This is a genomic window from Streptosporangium sp. NPDC000563, assembly GCF_040299985.1.
Lineage (GTDB): Bacteria > Actinomycetota > Actinomycetes > Streptosporangiales > Streptosporangiaceae > Streptosporangium.
The window spans coordinates 1,278,747-1,295,952 of sequence record NZ_JBEPDA010000001.1 but is presented as its reverse complement, the minus strand read 5'-3'; the positions used below and the strand labels follow the sequence as shown (position 1 = coordinate 1,295,952).

General features: G+C 71.1%; 14 protein-coding genes and 2 tRNA genes. 5 read left to right on the top strand and 11 right to left on the bottom strand.

What is annotated here, in order from left to right; all coding sequences use genetic code 11:
- The first annotated feature begins 3 nt into the window (after positions 1–3).
- The gene (locus tag ABT352_RS06140) at positions 4–2,892 is read left to right on the top strand and encodes a helix-turn-helix transcriptional regulator (RefSeq protein ID WP_350942881.1); all 2,889 of its coding nucleotides are present in this window, start codon (positions 4–6) and stop codon (positions 2,890–2,892) included.
- A gap of 94 nt (positions 2,893–2,986) precedes the next feature.
- Here the strand turns inward: ABT352_RS06140 and ABT352_RS06135 are convergent, their stop codons facing one another.
- The 8 genes from ABT352_RS06135 to ABT352_RS06100 form a co-directional block, all read right to left on the bottom strand.
- Entirely contained in the window at positions 2,987–3,556 is a 570-nt protein-coding gene (locus ABT352_RS06135) for a TMEM165/GDT1 family protein (RefSeq protein WP_350942880.1), read from the bottom strand.
- A gap of 263 nt (positions 3,557–3,819) precedes the next feature.
- Positions 3,820–4,857 (bottom strand): UDP-N-acetylmuramate dehydrogenase, encoded by a 1,038-nt coding sequence (locus ABT352_RS06130; RefSeq protein ID WP_350942879.1) that lies wholly within the window; start codon positions 4,855–4,857, stop codon positions 3,820–3,822.
- Positions 4,858–4,898: 41 nt separating this feature from the next.
- The gene (locus ABT352_RS06125; RefSeq protein WP_350942878.1) at positions 4,899–6,155 is read right to left on the bottom strand and encodes a glycosyltransferase family 2 protein; all 1,257 of its coding nucleotides are present in this window, start codon (positions 6,153–6,155) and stop codon (positions 4,899–4,901) included.
- Positions 6,156–6,448: 293 nt separating this feature from the next.
- Entirely contained in the window at positions 6,449–6,877 is a 429-nt protein-coding gene (locus ABT352_RS06120) for a MaoC family dehydratase (protein ID WP_350942877.1), read from the bottom strand.
- A gap of 1 nt (position 6,878) precedes the next feature.
- Positions 6,879–7,325: a MaoC family dehydratase N-terminal domain-containing protein gene (locus ABT352_RS06115; RefSeq protein WP_350942876.1), complete on the bottom strand. Its 447-nt coding sequence runs from the start codon at positions 7,323–7,325 to the stop codon at positions 6,879–6,881.
- A gap of 313 nt (positions 7,326–7,638) precedes the next feature.
- Positions 7,639–7,803 (bottom strand): 50S ribosomal protein L33, encoded by a 165-nt coding sequence (rpmG, locus tag ABT352_RS06110; protein ID WP_030921771.1) that lies wholly within the window; start codon positions 7,801–7,803, stop codon positions 7,639–7,641.
- A gap of 79 nt (positions 7,804–7,882) precedes the next feature.
- Positions 7,883–7,956: transfer RNA gene (locus ABT352_RS06105), tRNA-Met, on the bottom strand.
- Between the two features lie 210 nt (positions 7,957–8,166).
- Positions 8,167–8,239: transfer RNA gene (locus ABT352_RS06100), tRNA-Thr, on the bottom strand.
- 276 nt (positions 8,240–8,515) lie between these two features.
- Here ABT352_RS06100 and ABT352_RS06095 point away from each other — a divergent pair.
- Complete coding sequence (locus tag ABT352_RS06095; RefSeq protein ID WP_350942875.1) at positions 8,516–9,157, top strand: hemerythrin domain-containing protein; 642 nt, start codon at positions 8,516–8,518, stop codon at positions 9,155–9,157.
- 118 nt (positions 9,158–9,275) lie between these two features.
- Here the strand turns inward: ABT352_RS06095 and ABT352_RS06090 are convergent, their stop codons facing one another.
- Complete coding sequence (locus tag ABT352_RS06090; protein WP_350942874.1) at positions 9,276–12,713, bottom strand: ATP-binding protein; 3,438 nt, start codon at positions 12,711–12,713, stop codon at positions 9,276–9,278.
- 103 nt (positions 12,714–12,816) lie between these two features.
- On the opposite strand from ABT352_RS06090, the gene ABT352_RS06085 reads away from it, so the two are divergent.
- Positions 12,817–13,128, top strand: a complete 312-nt coding sequence (locus ABT352_RS06085) for a hypothetical protein (protein WP_350942873.1) — start codon at positions 12,817–12,819, stop codon at positions 13,126–13,128.
- A gap of 192 nt (positions 13,129–13,320) precedes the next feature.
- Here ABT352_RS06085 and ABT352_RS06080 read toward each other — a convergent pair whose 3' ends face one another.
- Positions 13,321–14,379 (bottom strand): LLM class flavin-dependent oxidoreductase, encoded by a 1,059-nt coding sequence (locus tag ABT352_RS06080; protein WP_350942872.1) that lies wholly within the window; start codon positions 14,377–14,379, stop codon positions 13,321–13,323.
- 263 nt (positions 14,380–14,642) lie between these two features.
- Here ABT352_RS06080 and ABT352_RS06075 point away from each other — a divergent pair, with 263 nt between their 5' ends.
- On the top strand, positions 14,643–15,050 hold the full coding sequence (locus ABT352_RS06075; protein ID WP_350942871.1) for a YciI family protein: 408 nt from the start codon (positions 14,643–14,645) through the stop codon (positions 15,048–15,050).
- A 69-nt stretch (positions 15,051–15,119) separates the two neighbouring features.
- Entirely contained in the window at positions 15,120–16,493 is a 1,374-nt protein-coding gene (locus ABT352_RS06070; RefSeq protein ID WP_350942869.1) for an RNA polymerase sigma factor, read from the top strand.
- A gap of 90 nt (positions 16,494–16,583) precedes the next feature.
- Here the strand turns inward: ABT352_RS06070 and ABT352_RS06065 are convergent, their stop codons facing one another.
- Positions 16,584–17,195, bottom strand: a complete 612-nt coding sequence (locus tag ABT352_RS06065) for a DinB family protein (RefSeq protein WP_350942867.1) — start codon at positions 17,193–17,195, stop codon at positions 16,584–16,586.
- Positions 17,196–17,206 lie beyond the last annotated feature (11 nt).

Genomic DNA, 17,206 nt, shown 5'->3' with positions numbered 1-17,206 from the left:
GACATGCTGGCAGACATGGTGGGTCGGGCGGTAAGCCCCATCTTCGTGGGGCGGGAGAGGGAACTCGCGGACCTGGCCGAGGCGTTCGAGCAGGCCCGGAAGGGCGCGGCGGTGACCGTGCTGCTCGGCGGCGAGGCGGGTGTCGGCAAGTCACGCCTGATCGGGTGTTTCGCGGAGCGGGCCACGGCCGACGGCGCCCACGTGCTCAACGGGGGCTGCGTGGAGCTGTCGACCGAGGGCCTCGCCTACGCGCCGTTCACCGCGGCGATCCGCCAGTTCGTCCGCGAGTGCGGCGTCGAGAAGGTCGCGGCCCTGCTGCCCGAGGGAGGGACGCGCGACCTGGCCAGGTTGCTCCCCGAGTTCGGTGAGCCGAGCGGCGACACCGAGAGCGACACCGCCCGCGCGCGCCTCTTCGAACAGATCCTCACCCTGCTGGAACGGCTCGCCGAGCGCCACCCGGTGATCCTCCTCATCGAGGACGTCCACTGGGCCGACAGCTCCAGTCGCGACCTGATCGCCTTCCTCAGCCGGAACCTGCGCACCGCTCCCGTGCTGATGGTCCTCACCTACCGCTCCGACGAGCTGCACCGCCAGCACCCGCTCAGGCCGGTGCTCGCCGAACTCAGCCGGCTGGACGGGGTCCTCCGGCTGGACCTGCCCCGGCTCACCCAGTCGGAGGTGGCCGCCCAGATGGCCGGCATCCTCGGCAGCGCCCCCGAGTTCGCCCAGGTCGACCGGGTCTTCCAGCGCAGCGAGGGCATCCCGCTGTTCGTCGAGGCGCTGATGGAGTGCGGCGGCGACTGCACCTTCCCCGACTCCCTGCACGACCTGATCATCGGCTCCGTGGAGCGGCTCCCGGAGGAGACCCAGCGGGTGCTGCGCGTCGCCGCCGCGGGCGGCATCCGGGTGAGCCACGCCCTGCTCGTCGCGGTCAGCGAGCTGTCGGACGTCGAACTCGACGACGCGCTGCGCACCGCGATCGCGGCCAACGTGCTGCAGGTCGCCGACGGCCGCGCCTACGTCTTCCGGCACGCGCTGATCCGCGAGGCCGTACACGACGAGCTCCTGCCCGGCGAGCACGTACGGCTGCACGCCCGCTTCGCCGAGGAGATCGGCAGGGACCGCACGCTGGTCCCTCCCGGCCGGGCCGCCATCGAGATCGCCCACCACTGGCACGCCGCCCGCGACGACCTCTGGGCCCTCATCTCCGCCTGGGAGGCGGCGGGCAAGGCCGCCAACACCTTCGCCTACAAGGAGATGATGCAGCTGCTGGAGCGGGTGCTGACGCTGTGGGGCAAGGTTCCCGACGCCGCCGAGCGCATCGGCGTGGACCACACCACCGTCCTGGAGCACGCCGCCGAGGCCGCGAGCGCGTGCGGAGAGGTCGAGCGGGGCGGCAAGTTCGTCAAGGCCGCGCTGAACGAACTCGACGAGCGGACCGAACCCGCGAGGGTGGCGAACCTGGTCGTCCGCAGATCGCAGTTCAGGAAGTCCAAGCGGCGCCCCGGGGTGCTCGACGATCTTCGCTACGCCGAGCGCCTCGTCCCGGAACCGGGGCTGGAACGCGCCGAGGTGCTGTCCAAGCTGGGCTCGTACCTCATATTCAGCGGCGAGCTGGAGGAGGGGACGGCGCACACCGAGGAGGCGCTGCGGATCGCGCGCGAGTACGGCGAGGAGACCCTGGAGGCGGAGCTGCTGCTCAACCTCGCGCTGGGCCACTCGATCGCGGGGCGCCTCGACGTCACGATCGAACTCAACGAGACCGCGAAGGCGATCGGCGAGCGCGTCGAGTCCGGCCGCAGCGTCCTGCGCGCCATCGCCAACAACGTGGACGCGCTGAACAACATGGGCCGCTCCACCGAGGCGATCGAGCTCGCGCTCGAAGGGGAGCGGCTCGCGAGGAAGTACGGCCGCCACCGTGACCAGGGCACGTTCATCGCCAACAACCGGGCCGAGGCGCTGGAGGCGCTGGGCAGGTTCGACGAGGCCGCCCAGCTCGTCGAGCGGCTCCTCGGCGCGGACCCCACCCTGCGCACCCGCCACCACCTGCGGCGGATCCGCGGGGACGTGGCGATCGCCCGCGGCGAGACGGACGTGCTCAGAGCCGTCCTGGACGAGGTGGGCGCCTTCGGTAACGCCCCCGAGGAGTTCATGCAGGAGCTGACGGCCAACGCCCGGCTCACGATCGGCCTGCATCTGCTCAGCGGGGAGCCGCTGGCCGCGCTGGAGGTCGCCGAGCGCGTCACCCTCGAGGCGCAGATCACCAGCAAGCCCATGCTGGGCTGGCGGGTGCTCGGTCTGCTCGGCGGGGTCTGCGAGACGGCCGAGGCGCTCGCGCCCGAACGGGTGGCGGCGCTGCACGCCCACGTCGAGAAGGCGAGGGAGGCGATGACCGTGGACAGTCCCGTCGCCGAGGCATACCGGCTCGGTCTCATCCGCGACCACGACGCCGCGGCCGCCGCCTGGGAACGGCTGGGACGCCCCTTCCTGCGGGCGAAGTCGCTGCTCCTCGGCGGGCGGACGACGGCCGGCGCCGGTGACCGCGACGGTGCCGCGTCCCGGCTGCGCGTGGCCCACCCGATCGCCGTCGCGCTCTCCGCCCGGCCGCTCGCCACCGAGATCGAGGCGCTCGCCCACCGGATCGGGATCTCCCTCACCGAGCAGGCCGGAGACACCGGGCGGGCAAGAGGCTCCGAGCCGCCGCTCACCCCGCGCGAGCTGGAGGTGCTCCGGCTGGTCGCCCAGGGCAGGTCCAACCGCGAGGTCGCCGTCGAGCTGTTCATCTCGGCGAAGACCGTGAGCGTCCACGTCTCCAACATCCTCGGCAAGCTGGGTGTCTCCACCCGTGGCGAGGCGGCCGCGGCCGCCCACCGCCTCGCCCTGATCGGCTGACCCCTCACCCGCCGCCGCTGACGCTTCACCCGTCGCCTCGCCCTGATCCCCCTGCTTCACCGCCGCCGACCACACGCGGTCGTACCGGCTCCGATCAGGCGAACAGCGGTTCGAGCAGCAGGATCACACCGAAGACGGCGAAGGCCGCGGCGGCGCCGTACCGGATGATCTTCTCCGGCAGGTGCTTGCCGAGCATCCGGCCGACCACGATGGCGAGGGCGTCCGCGGCGACCATGCCCACCGTCGAGCCGATCCAGGTGCCGAACCAGCCGTACTGGGTGGCGAGGGTGATGGTCGCGAGCATCGTCTTGTCCCCCAACTCGGCGAGGAAGAAGGCGACGGTCACGGCGATGATCGCCGACCGGGTGGTGCGCTGCGCCTTCTGCGACTCCTCGTCGGTCAGCTCGTCCCCGCGCAGCGTCCACAGCGCGAAGCCCAGGAAGGCGATGCCCGCGATGATCGTGATCGCCGTGGTGGGGAGAAAGTCGCCGACCAGCCCGCCCAGGGCGACGCTGAACAGGTGGACCACCGCGGTGGCCAGGGTGATTCCGGCGAGGACCGGCCACGGCTTGAACCGGGTGGCGAAGGTCATCGCCATGAGCTGGCTCTTGTCGCCGAGTTCGGCCACGAAGATCACAGCAAGACTGATCCAGAACGCTTCCAACGAAGGTGCCCTTCCCGCGTACGCAGCCGGGCGGAAGGGGATACCCGGGGAGTTTCGGGCACGTCTTCGGCCCGGCGGCATCCAGTTAATGCCTGCCAGGCCGAAGGTCTCGTCCGCCGCGAAGCCGGGCCGAACCGGCCGGATCCGAGGCCCGCGCGACCGGGCGCCTCAGGCGCCAGCATGTCGATCACGCGATTGGGACTACTCCCCTTCGGGTCTTTCCATCAGACCATAGCAGCAGAAATCGAATGCCCATTCCCCGCTCAGAGCCGGGTGCCGACCATCACGGGCTCGTTGACCAGGGTGACGCCGAACTTCTCCAGGACGCCGTCCCGCACCTCCCGGGCGAGGTCGAGGAGTTCCTCCGTCGAGGCCGTCAGCTCCGGATTCGTCATGGCGAGGGTGTGCTTGGTGGAGATGCGGGCCGGGCCGCGCCGGTAGCCCTTCGGGAACCCGGCGTTCTCGATCAACCACGCCGCCGGGACCTTGACCGCCCCGTCCGGCATGTCCCAGCGGGGAAACCCCGGCGCCCGCGACTCAAGCTCGGCGGCCTGCGCCGCGGCGAGCACCGGGTTGGTGAAGAACGACCCCGCGCTGCGGGTGTCGGGGTCGGCGGCGTCCAGGACCATGCCCTTGCCCGCGCGCAGCTCCAGCACCGCCGCACGGGCCTGGGCGAGCGGCACCCGCTCGCCCAGGGCGACACCGAGCCGGGAGGCCAGCTCCCGGTAGGCGACCGGGCCGGACAGCGCATCCCCGGCCAGCTCGTAGGTGACCGCGAGCACGACGTATCGCCCCAGATCATCCTTGAAAGCGCTGTGCCGGTAGGCGAACCCGCACTCCCGCGCGGTCAGGTCCCGCACCTCACCGGCCCGGCGGTCGTAGACGCGGACGGCGGTGATCGTCTGGGAGACGTCCTGCCCGTAGGCTCCGACGTTCTGGATCGGCGTGGACCCGACCAGCCCGGGAATGCCGGAAAGGCACTCCACACCCGACCGGTCCTCCCGCACCGCGCGCTCGACCAGGGCGTCCCAGTCCTCGCCCGCCTGCGCGGTGACCAGGTCCCCCTCGATCTCGACCCCCCGGGAGGCGACGCGCACGACCAGGCCGTCGAAGCCCGCGTCGGAGACGACCAGATTGCTGCCGCCCCCCAGCACGAGCACCGGCTCGCCCGCCCGGTCGGCCGCCGCCACCAGCTCGACGATCTCCTCGGACGACCCCGCCTCCACGAACGCCCCGGCCGGTCCCCCCAGCCCCAGCGTCGTGTACGGCGCCAGCCGTACCCCCGCCACCCGCTCCGTCATGCGCTTCCCCACCCGCCACCCGGCCGAAATCCGCGACCAGCCTACGGGGAGCGCAGCAGCTTCAGCACCCGGTCATAGGTCCGCCGGGACTCCCTGTCGCGATATTCGGGGTCCGCGCCGTCGTCGCGGCGGTGCCGTTCCTGACGGACCGGGAGATCCTTTCCCAGGGCGACGAGCGTGCCGGGCAGCCTGAGCGAGAACTCCAGGTCGGCGTTGCGGTAGTAGCGGGCGTCGGCGGGGAACCCCCCGGCGGCGAGCGCGGTGTCACGCCTGATCGCGAACAGGTGGCCGAGCAGCCCCCGGACCTCGCCCGGCTCGGCCTCCAGCCATTCCCTGTCGTCCTCGCGGGGGTTCACGCCCTTCCACCCGGCCGCGGTCACATCGTCGTCCAGCGCCTTGACCAGCGGGGTGACGGCGTCGCCCTCCAGGATCACGGAGGTGTCCATCACGACGTGCACGTCCGAGGTGTCGAGACGCAACAGCTTGTCCCTGCTCTCACCCCATCCCGCGGAGCCTCCCCTCCAGTGCGGCGACTCGGCCACGTGCCAGGACTCCACCCTGCGGGGAAACTCTTCGGCCAGCTCCTCCAGGACCTCTCCCGCGCCGTCCACGTTTCCCAGGTCGAGGGCGAGGATCCTCGCCTCCGTACGGGCGACCAGGGCGCGTACGCACTCGCGAAGCTCGTCGGGGTGGCCGTCGACGAGCAGCGCGACGGTCACCGTCGGCCGCGCCTCCGGTGGCTCCTCGGCGTCGGCCGGCGGAGCGATCGACTCGTCGAGCCGGGAGATCGACAGGCTGGCGTCCCACAGCAGCTGGGAGGAGACCGTCCGCTCGGGGTGGCCGTCGAGATCGTCGGTCCGGCCGACCAGCTCCGAGCCCTCGGGCCTCTGCTGGGGCGCCGCCTCGGTCTCGGCGACCCGCTCGGCGTCCAGGTCGCCGAGTCGGCCGGGGTCGCGTCCGGGGTCGGCGACCTCGGCGACCCGCCCCGGATCCGCGGAGTCTTCCCGCCCCGCGGCGTCCCCGCCATCCCCGGCGTCGACCCGTCCCTCGGTCGTGGCGGCGTCCGGCTTCCCTGCCGAACCGTCCCGCGCCGCCCCCTCGGGCAGGGCACTCACCGTGGGCCACACCTCGAAGGAGGGAGAGGGGATGAGCTCGAAGCCGTCGGCGGTGTCCCGGACGAGCCAGCCCTCGCTTCTGATCTCGTCACGGAGCGCGTCGGCGGTGGCGTGGTCCCGCTCGGCTCGCGCCTTGGCCCGCCGCTCGGCGAGGCCGGTCACGTTAGGAGGTACTTCGCTCATGCTGGGGAGCTACCCCGAGACAGGAGGAAGATTCGGCCCCTGCCCAGGAGCATGCCGTGAACCACGGGCCGTTCCCGTGAACCACGGACTCCGCCGGTGAAACACGGACCCTGCCGGTGAAACACGATCCGTGCTCGTGGATCACGAGCCGAACCGTCACGAGCCGATGAGCCGCGTCCCGAACCGGCACGGACCGCATCCGGTGAATCCCGGGCGGAGCCACGCCGTATGAGACCGGCCAGGCCATGCCTGGCCATGCCGTGCAGGGCGGGACCGCGCCCGTGCCGGGGCGCCTACGACAGCTGGACCACCGCGCGGGCCTTGGAAAGGACCCGGGAGTCGTTGGACTTCGCGGTCAGGGCGACCACCACGCGCTTGTCCTCGAGCTTCTCCTCGATGAGCCCGCTCACCGTGATGACGGCACCCTGCTCGTCGTCGGGGACGACCACCATGGAGGAGAAGCGCACCCCGTAGTCGACGACCGCGCCGGGGTCGCCCGCCCAGTCGGTGACGAACCGGCCGCCCTGCGCCATGGTGAACATGCCGTGCGCGATGACGTCGGGGAGCCCGACGGTCTTGGCGAAGCGCTCGTTCCAGTGGATGGGGTTGAAGTCGCCCGAGGCCCCGGCGTACATCACCAGGCTGGCTCGGCGCACCGTGTATTCGGCGGGCGGGATCTGCTGGCCCGTCTCGACCTCGTCGTACTTGACCGTCGCGGCCATGTCAGCCCGCCCCTCCACGCTCGACGATGGTGTTGTAGGTCGTGCACACGGGCTCACCGTCGACGGTGCTGACGTCGCTCTTGACGGTGATCAGCTCGTTGCGGCCGACGCTGCGGATGTCGGTCACGGTGGAGACGCTCACCAGCTCGTCCCCGGCGTGGATCGGCCGCCGGTACTCGAAGCGCTGCTCGCCGTGGACCACCATGGCGAGGTTCAGGCCGAGCTCGGGGTCGGTCAGGATCGTCCCTCCGACCAGGCTGAACACGATGGGGAAGGTCGGCGGCGCGATCACGTCGGGGTGCCCGGCGGCCTGGGCCGCCTCCCTGTCCCGGTAGATCGGGTTGTCGTCCCCGATCGCCGTCGCGAACTCTTTGATCTTCACGCGACTGACCTCGTACGGCGAGGAGGGCGCGGACGCCCGCCCGACGAAGTCACGGTTCAGGGCCATCGTGCTCCTTTGCGGATACCGACGCGACGAGACCGGTCCGTGGACCGGAGTGGAAGCGAGACACTAACAGAACAAGATTCCAAAGCGTGCCCCGGACCCCGCCCGGACCTCGGCCGGCCACCTGGAAGTGTGCCACCAGCAAACCTAGCCCGGCTCGCCCTCCCGCAGGTTCTCTTCCCCGGTCAACGCCCGCGGGAGAAAACTGTACGGATACGACAAACCGGCGCCTCGTTGGAGGACGCCGGCTTTCGTGGAGTGTGTGCGTGCCGATGAAGCACTCATCTCCCGCCCACGGCGGAAGGCTTCGCGCAGACTAGCGAGTCTCGCGGTGCGCCTGGTGCGTCTTGCAGTTGGGGCAGTACTTCTTCAGCTCAAGCCGATCCGGGTCGTTACGCCGGTTCTTCCGCGTGATGTAGTTGCGGTGCTTGCACTCCTGGCAGGCCAGCGTGATCTTCGGCCTAACGTCGGTGGCAGCCACTTGGGAGTGCCTTTCTACGTTCTGGACAGTGGACAACCCACGACAGGACTTCTCTGGTGGGAGAAGCCCCTGTGGGTAGTAGCGGAGGCCGGACTTGAACCGGCGACACAACGATTATGAGCCGTTTGCTCTGCCTGGCTGAGCTACTCCGCCTTGAGGCCGACGAAATCGACCGACCCCGCAAGGATACCCGACCCGCAGAGTGCCTGCGTACTTGTGCAGGTCAGGGCGACCTCTTCTGGGTTGCCCCAGTATGCCCGCTCGCGTGTCAGGAACCTTGAGTATTTTCTGGCTCGCCTTTGCTTGTTTAAGGCCAACCAAGCCGAAAGCCCTAACCGGGAGGTTAGGGCCTTTAGGCTGTTGAGCCCCTTTACGGAATCGAACCGTAGACCTTCTCCTTACCATGGAGACGCTCTGCCGACTGAGCTAAAGGGGCCTGTCCGTGTCGCTCTCGCTTGCGGACAGGTGTAACCATACACGGCTCCGCAGCGGGATGCGAAATCAATAGAGGTCCGCCCGGACCACCACACGCTCCCCGCGACGGACCCCGCCCGATCTTCGGCCCGCCCCCTCGAATCCCGCCCGGGAACGCGGGGGAAACGGGCGCGCCGACCGGTCACGGTTCGCCACCAAGTGACCACCAAGTAGCCCATAAGAGGACCGTCGCATCGTGGTCGGGTAAGCAGCCCGCACCGACCGAGGAGCCCTCGACATGACCCCGGAACTTCTGGGATTCCAGATCACCCACCGCGCGATGCGCGGTGACGTCCGCCGCCTGGCCGCGCTCGCCACCCAGCTGGCCGAGGGCCGGCAGTCGGCCGACCAGACCCGTGCCCGCGCCATCGCCGATTTCATCACCACGCTGAACCGGGGCATCCACCACCACCACACGATGGAGGACAAGGTGCTCTGGCCCGTCCTCGAACGGTCCGCCGGAGCCGAGGTGGACCTGCGCGACCTGAGCGACGACCACGCCGACCTCGACCCGCTGCTGGCCGAGATCGACGGCCAGGCCGCCGCGTTCGCCTCGACCGGCGACGCCTCCGCGCTCGCCAAGTCCCTCACCCGGCTCGCCGACATGCTCGACGAGCACATCACGGAGGAGGAGCGGCTGCTCTTCCCGATCATCAGGAAGTACGTGTCCGTCGCCGACTGGCACCGGGTCGAGACGGAGGTCCGCAAGGGCGGGAACGTCAGGATCGACCTGCCGAGGATGGAGCAGTACGCCGAGCCCGACGAGATGGCCCGGCTGCGCAAGCTCGCCGGTCCCCCGCTGACGGTGATGCTCTCCCTGTTCCGGCGGGGCCACCGGCGGCGGCAGCGGCTGATCTTCGGCCCCCTCGCCGTCTCCTGAACGGGATCCTCACCGCGTCCTCGGCGTCTCCTCGGCGTCTCCTCGGCGTCTCCTTGAGACGGATCCTCGCCGCGTCTCCTCGTCCCGGCCCTTCAACGCGTCCCCTCGATCCGGGTTCTCACCGCCCAAGCGCCTCGGCGGCCCTGCGCGCCCAGTGCGGTGATCCGATCCGCTCCGCGACGGCCACCGCCCGCTCGTAGTGTGCGGTCGCGTCCCGGCCGAGGAGGACGGCCAGGTCGCCCAGGATCTGGGCGACCGGCCCGAGGGTGATCGACCCCGAGTGCATCCCGGCCGGCTCGCCGTCCCAGGGCAGCAGGACCTCGTAGCAGTGCTCGGCCGCCCGCCGGTCGCCCAGCGCGATCGCGTTCTCCCCGCGCAGGCCCTGCCAGAGGAGCCAGTAGTAGTCCAGGCGGGGCTCCTGATCGGCCTGCCAGTACGTCCGCGCCTCGGCCAGGCGCCCCTCGGCGATCAGCGCCCTGACCAGGATGTCCGAGAGCCCTTCCGGGACGAGCTCGTGCAACGCCAGCAGCTCGGGGATGTCCTGCGGCAGGCCGCCCGCCAGCCGCGCCGCGAACCGGCCGATGGGCCCCATGACGTGGGCGTTCGCCCCTCCGGCGGCTCTCATGCGTTCGGCGATGGCCAGGTAGGACCGCTCCGCGCCCTCGAAGTCACCCTTGATCAGCAGGATCAGCGTGTCGAGCATGGACAGCACGCCCAGCGCGAGACCGAGCTGGCCGGTGGTGGAGTGCTCCAGGGCGCGGTCCGCGTGGTGCCTGGCGGCGGCGAGGTCGCAGCGGCCCAGGCTGACCATGAACAGGGCGTGGTGTCCCTGCATCGCGTACCCGGGCAGCCCCGCGCGGTCGCCGAGCTCGACCAGCTCACGGGCCACGACCTCCAGCTCGTCGCGGCGGCCGGGGGTCAGCAGCACGAAGTAACGGGCGTTGAGCGCCAGGCAGACGAGGTCCGTACGCCCCAGGCGCCTGGCGATCTCGACCGCCTCGGCGCTGTAGGCCCGGCAGCGCTCGTCGTCGTGCCCCTCCAGCTCGAAGACGAGCGTGGCCAGCAGCCGGCAGCGGGTCTCGTCGTCGGCGCCGTCCAGCGCCGCCACCAGCGCGTCGACGAGCGGCCGGTCCACGTGACGGCCCGGCTGGATCGACCAGGTCACCGGCGCGTCGTACGCGGTCAACGCCCGGTTCAGGCCGCTGCCCAGCCGCCGCGCGAGGGCGACGGCCCGCTCGCGGTTCTCCCTGGCGGCCAGTACGTCGCCCTCGTGCGCCTGTACGGCCACCAGCGAGCAGAGCAGGTCGAGCCGGAGCGCGTCGTCGTCGACGTGTTCCAGCGCTCCCCGGTAGAACGCCCCCGCCTCCCGATAGGAGTGCATCCCCCTCGCCTGCTCGGCCGCCGCCCTGGCGTAGGGCACCGCCCACCCCGCCGAGCCCGGGGTGGCCGCGGCGAGCGCGTGGTGGCCCAGCGCGGTGACCTCCCCCGGCCTGACCCGCTCCAGCGCGCCGACGACCCTGCCGTGCAGCCGGGTACGGCGCAGTACCGGCGTGTCCTCGTACAGGGTCTCCCTGACGAGCACATGGGCGAAGCGCACCCGTCCGGGGGCGGGTTCGGTGAGCAGCCCGGTCACCACGCCCGCCTCCAGCGCTTCGAGGGCGGCGTCCTCCTCGGCGCCCTCCAGGGTGAGCAGCACGTCGACGTCGACGTCCCTTCCGACGACGGCCGCGTCCCGCAGGATCCGCTGGGCCGTCGCGGGCAGTCTGGCGATCCTGCGGCGGATCAGGTCGCGCACGCCCGGCGGCAGCGCGCGGGCGGCCGAGGTACCGTCCGTGGTGATCAGCCGCGCGGTCTCGCAGACGAACAGCGGGTTGCCGCCGGTCCGCTCGGCCACGGTCCGGGCGGTCACCGCGTCCACCTCCCGCCCCGAGCGCTCACGCAGCAGCAGTGCCACGTCCTCGTCGCCGAGCCCGCCCAGGTCGATCCGGTGGGTGTCACGCCCGGCCAGGGCCGCCCAGGTCGCCCCCAGGTGCTCGACGGCCTCGGTGGGCCGGTAGGTCGCGACGATCATGATGTCCGCCTCCGCGCCCCCCGTGGCGAGGTGACGCAGAAGCTGGAGCGTCTCGCTGTCGGCCCGGTGCACGTCCTCCATGACCACCAGCAGCCGGGTGCCGCGCCCGACGACCCGGGAGAGGTAGTCGCCCACCGCGCGGGCCAGCAGGAACGGTCCCGCGGGCGGGGCGTCGTCGTCCAGCAGCGGTGCCAGCCGGACCGCCAGATCACCCTCCGGCGGCCGTTCCACGGCCAGGGCGCGCAGCACCTCGCTCCACGCCCACGCGGGCGGCGCCCCGCCGTCGGTCTCCGGGCACTGCCCGGTCGCGGTCAGCCAGCCGCGCTCCGCGAGCCGCCGGGCGAACGCGGTGGCCAGGGTGCTCTTACCCGCTCCCGGATCACCGCCCAGCCACACCGTGCGCACACCGCCCCGGCGCGCGACCGTTTCCAACGCCGCCAGTTCCTCGGTACGGCCCACAAGACCGGAACCGGGGTCGTCAAGGGCCTCGGGGACGTCGAGAGCACGACCTTCTCCCCTGTCACGGCCCGTGTCCCTGTCCCTGTCGTGCTCCTGGCCCTTGTCCCCGTCCCGACCTCGGTCGAGCCCCCGACCCCGGTCGTGGTTCGGGCCGCGGTCACGCCCCGCCCGGTCCGGCCCCGGCCGTCCCCGACCTCCCTGATCCGGCGCCCTCCCCCCGTTCCCCACGGCGTCCGAGCGCGGCGTCCGTACCCGGACGGGCGCCTCCACCCGGTTCAGGGAGTCGGCGTGGGCCAGGATGTCGGCCTCCAGCGAGCGCAGCGCGGGGCCCGGCTCGATTCCCAGCTCGTCGGCGAGGGTCTCGCGCGCCGTCCTGATCGCGCCCAGGGCGTCGGCCTGCCGCCCTGCCCGGTAGTAGGCGAGGGCGAGCAGCCGTACCGCGTTCTCCCTGAACGGGTGGGCGCGGACGTGCCGCTCAAGCTCGACCTCCGCGTTGCGGCCGAGCGCCAGCAGTGCCTCCGCCCTGTGTTCCACGGCGACGAGCCGCAGCTCCTCGAGCCGCGCGGCCTCGGGCTCGGCCCACTCGTCGTCGGCGAACTCCCCGTACGCGGGTCCCTGCCACAACCCGAGAGCCCGGTCCACCGTCTCCAGTGCCCGTGCCCCGTCCCTCTCGGCGAGCGCGGTCCCGGCGGCCTCGACCAGCCGGGGGAAGGACCAGGCGTCCACCTGATCGGGATCCAGCCGCAGACGGTAGCCGGGTACGGCGCTGACCAGCACCGTGGCGGGCGTGCGCGGCAACCGGCCGGGTTCGAGCACCCGCCGCAGGTTGGACACGTAGACCTGGAGGGCGGCGAGCGCCTTCGGCGGCGGTTGCCCGCGCCACAGGTCATCGATGAAACGATCGGTGGAGACCACGTGCCCGCCCGCCGCGACGAGCCTGGCCACCACGGCCCGCTGCCGGGAGGTGCCGAGGTCCACCGTACGGCCGTTGATCTCCGCCTGGAGCGGACCAAGAACACGCAACATAACAAAAGGCAGGGTATGCGCCCTTCGGCTGCTTCTGGCAAGCCCTGAGCCCTTCCTCGCCTTCGACGAACACCCAAACCTCTGACGAACACCGGGGAGCACGATGTCGCAGGATCGCCGCAGGGAAACGATCCGGGCGCTCGACGAGAGCGACCGGCCACACCTGTACTGGCACGGGGTGGACGGCGACGGCCACGTGTGGCTGTTCGAGACCGTCATCGACAGCGGCGGGGAGTACTGGCCGGTGAGACACGCCGAGCTCGGCTCGGACGGCATCGCCCGCACGTACTCATGGCGGCACATCGAGGACGAGCACGGTTTCCTGGCCGAAGGGCCGATCTATCCCGGCGACTTCGGCCTGAACGCCCTGACCTCGCAGGAGTTCGACACCCTGTGGGCCGCGATCGGCGGATGAGTGCCCTGGCGGTGACCCGGCTCACCCGCCCGGAAGCGTGACCGAGTCTTCGGCAGGGAAGCCTCTCGCACGACTCACCCGGCCGGGGCCGTCGCCCGGTTCCCGGCCGGAAGCCCCTCGTACACCTCTCGGCTCACCCGGCCGGAACCATGACCAGGATCCCGGCCGGAAAGCCCTCGCACACCCCTCGGCTCACCCGGCCGGGGCCGTCGCCGAGGTCTTGGCCAGCAGCCCCCTCACCCGCGGCACGACCTCCTCGCCGTAGAGGCGGATCGAGTTCATCAGCTTCTCGTGCCCGAGCGTCCCCGAGCTGTACTTGAGCTCGAAACGGTTGACGCCGAGCGTGCTCACGGTCTTCGCGATCTTCGCGGCCACCGTCTCGGGTGATCCGACGTAGAGCGAACCCTCGTCGGCCTCCGTCTCGAAACCGTCCCGGGACGTGGGACCCCAGCCGCGCTCACGGCCGATGCGGTCGTGCAACGCCCGATAGTGCGGCCAGAGTTCTTCGCGGGCCTGCCGGTCGGTCTCGGCGATGTGCCCCGGCGAGTGCACCCCGACCGGCAACCGCTCGACCTCCAACTGGGCGAGGGCGCGGTGGTACAGGTCGACGTACGGCGCGAAACGCGCCGGCGCACCGCCGATGATCGCGAGCATGAGCGGCATCCGGTAACTCGCCGCGCGCACCACGGACTGGGGGCTGCCGCCGACGCCGATCCAGGTGCGCAGCCGGCCGGACTCCGTCTTCGGATACACGTGCTGGTCCTTCAGCCCGGCACGGAGCCGGCCCTGCCACGTGACGGGGCCCTCCTCCAGGAGATGGGAGAGCAGGTCGAGCTTCTCCTCGAACAACTCCTCGTACTGGGCCAGGTCGAAACCGAACAGCGGAAACGACTCCGTGAACGAGCCGCGGCCGAGAATGATCTCCGCGCGGCCCTGGGAGACCGCGTCCAGGGTCGCGAACTTCTCGAAGACCCGTACCGGGTCGTCCGAGCTGAGCACGGTCACCGCGGTGCCGAGGCGGATGCGTTCGGTGCGACCGGCGATCGTCGCCAGCACGATCTCCGGTGCCGAGATCGCGAAGTCGTCCCGGTGGTGCTCCCCGACGCCGATGGCGTCGATCCCCACGCTGTCGGCGAGCACCGCCTCCTCGACGACGTTGCGGATCACCTGCGCGTACGGCAGCCGGTTTCCGTCCGCGTCGGCGGTGACGTCGCCGAACGTGTCGATCGCGAACTCAAGCGGTGCGACCATGATCCCTCTTTCCCAACGGTTTCCCAACCGCCTCTCAACAGCCTCTCAAGGCTCTCACCGGCACGGGCAGTAGACGAAACCACGGCACCGGGGCGAGAATTCCGGCATCCCCACCCCGCCTCTGACCTGCTACTTCGTGCTCCGGCACTGCGGCAGGAACTTTTTTCCGCCGAATGTCGGCCAGAATGTCGAGAACACGGTCGCCTGCTTCTACCTGTGGGTGAGAGCGTCGAGGAGGACGCTCGAACGTGAGGAGCGATGGCATGAAGTACATGATTTTGATGCAGTTCAGCGGTCAGATGAAGGACGCGGTGCCGCCGATCGACACCTGGCCCGTCGGGGATCTCCAGGCCCACATCCAGTTCATGCACGACACGAACGGCAAGCTCGTCGAGTCCGGGGAGTTCGTGGACGCCCAGGGACTCGCGGCCCCCGACCAGGCCAAGATCGTACGGGCCGGGGAGGGCGGCGCGGCCGTCGTCACGGACGGCCCCTTCCCCGAGACGAAGGAGTTCCTGGTCGGCTACTGGATCGTCGACTGCGAGAGCCCCGAGCGGGCGATCGACCTCGCCGCGCACATCTCGGCGGCCCCCGGCCCCGGCGGCCGGCCGCTGAACATGCCGATAGAGCTGCGCCAGGTGATGTCGGACGCTCCCTCCGAGGAACTGTGACCGCTGAACGGCCCGGTCCCCGGAGGACCGCGACCACCGACATGCCTGGCACCCAAAGGGCCGTGGCCGTTGGATAGCCCTGCCGCCGACGCCGTCGACGACCTGCTGCGCCCGCTGGTGCCGCAGGTCGTCGGCGTGCTCACCCGGCGGTTCGGGGACTTCGCCGCCGCCGAGGACGCGGTCCAGGAGGCACTGATCGACGCCACGGCCCAGTGGCCGGACGAGGGCGTCCCGGCCAACCCGCGCGGATGGCTCATCCAGGTCGCGTACCGCCGGATGACCGAGCAGGTACGCAACGAGCAGGCGCGGCGCCGCCGGGAGGAGTTGGCCGCCACCCGGGAGCCCTCCGACCGGCGGACCGCCCCACCGGCGGACGACGCGTACGAGACGGACCGGGACGACACGCTCACCACCCTGTTCCTGTGCTGCCACCCGGCGCTCACCCCGGCGTCGGCGATCGCCCTCACCCTGCGGTCCGTGGGCGGCCTGACCACGGCCGAGATCGCCAGGGCGTTCATGGTGCCCGAGCCGACCATGGCGCAGCGGATCAGCCGGGCCAAGCAGCGCATCAAGGCCTCGGGGATCCCGTTCCGCATGCCGGCTCCCCGGGAAAGGGCGCGACGGCTCGGCTCGGTGCTGCACGTGCTCTACCTCGTCTTCAACGAGGGCTACGCCAGCAGCGCCGGACCCGACCTGCAGCGGGTGGAGCTGTCCCGCGAGGCGATCCGGCTGACCAGGATGGCCCACGACCTGCTCCCCGACGACTGCGAGGTGGCCGGGCTCCTCGCGCTGATGCTGCTCACCGACGCCCGGCGTCCCGCCCGTACCGACCCCGGCGGCACCCCGATCCCCCTCGCGGAGCAGGACAGGAGCCTGTGGAACGGCGCCGCCGTCGCCGAGGGCGTCGCGCTCGTCACCGCCACCCTGTCCAGGGGCGCGGTCGGCCCCTACCAGCTCCAGGCGGCGATCGCCGCGGTCCACGACGAGGCGGCGACGGCCGAGGAGACCGACTGGCCGCAGATCCTCGCGCTGTACGGCCTGCTGGAACGCATGTCCGACAACCCCATGGTCTCCCTCAACCGCGCGGTCGCCGCCGCCATGGCGCACGGTCCGGAAATCGGCCTCGACATGCTCAGAACACTCGGCGCCGACGACCGCCTCGCCGACCACCACCGCTTCTACACGGCACGTGCCCACCTGCTGGAGATGGCCGGTGACCGGCGGGCGGCCCTCGCCGACTACCGCGCGGCGGCGAGCCGCACCACGAGCGCCCCGGAACGCGACTACCTCACCACCCGCGCCGCCAGACTCACCACCCCGAACCAGCCGGAACTCAGCCCCAATGGCCTGCCGACTCTCTTCGGCACCTGTCAAACAGGTCGGGGCGACACCTCGGAACGAGTGGAAGAGATCCTGACCGAAGGCCACGGTCACGAAGCGTGATCGACACGGCCCCGATCATGGCCGTGACCTTCCGGGACCACAAGAACCACGAACGCTGTGAACGGTTGACGTGGCCGGGTGCCCGGGTCTCTAGGGCCGCACCGAAGGCTCGGCTTCCCCGCCGACCTCTCGCGCGACATGCTCCAACCGGTCTCGGTAGCCCTCCCACCATCCCTGGTCACCCAGTGCCATGGCATCTCTGTTCTTACTCAGTCCGACGGCTCCGTCGATGATCTCCCTGACGATGTCGGCGTGCCCGGCGTGGCGGTCCGTCTCGGCGATCATGTGTATCAGGATCCGGTGCAGTGTCACCTGACTCCGGTCATCCGGCCACCACGGCACCCGGCCGATCGCGTCCAGCGCCAGTGCCTCGATCGTCGCGTCCGAGTGCGTCCACGCGCGGTGATACAGCCCGACGATCTCTTCGCGCGATTCATCGGCGGTCGCCCACATGTCCGCGTTGGGTTCGGCTCCGTCCTCGAACCAGGGAAGCGGCTCCGCGGACGGCCGCCCGAAAGTCTCGCCGAAGTATCCCAGCTCGACACTGGCCACATGTTTGACCAGTCCCAGCAGGTTCGTACCGGTCGGCGTCAGCGGGCGGCGGATGTCGTACTCCGAGAGCCCGTCCAGCTTCCACAGCAGGGCTTCGCGGGCGATCCGCAGGTAGTGGTGGAGGTCCGACTTCATGTCCGATTCAGCCATGGCGGACATCC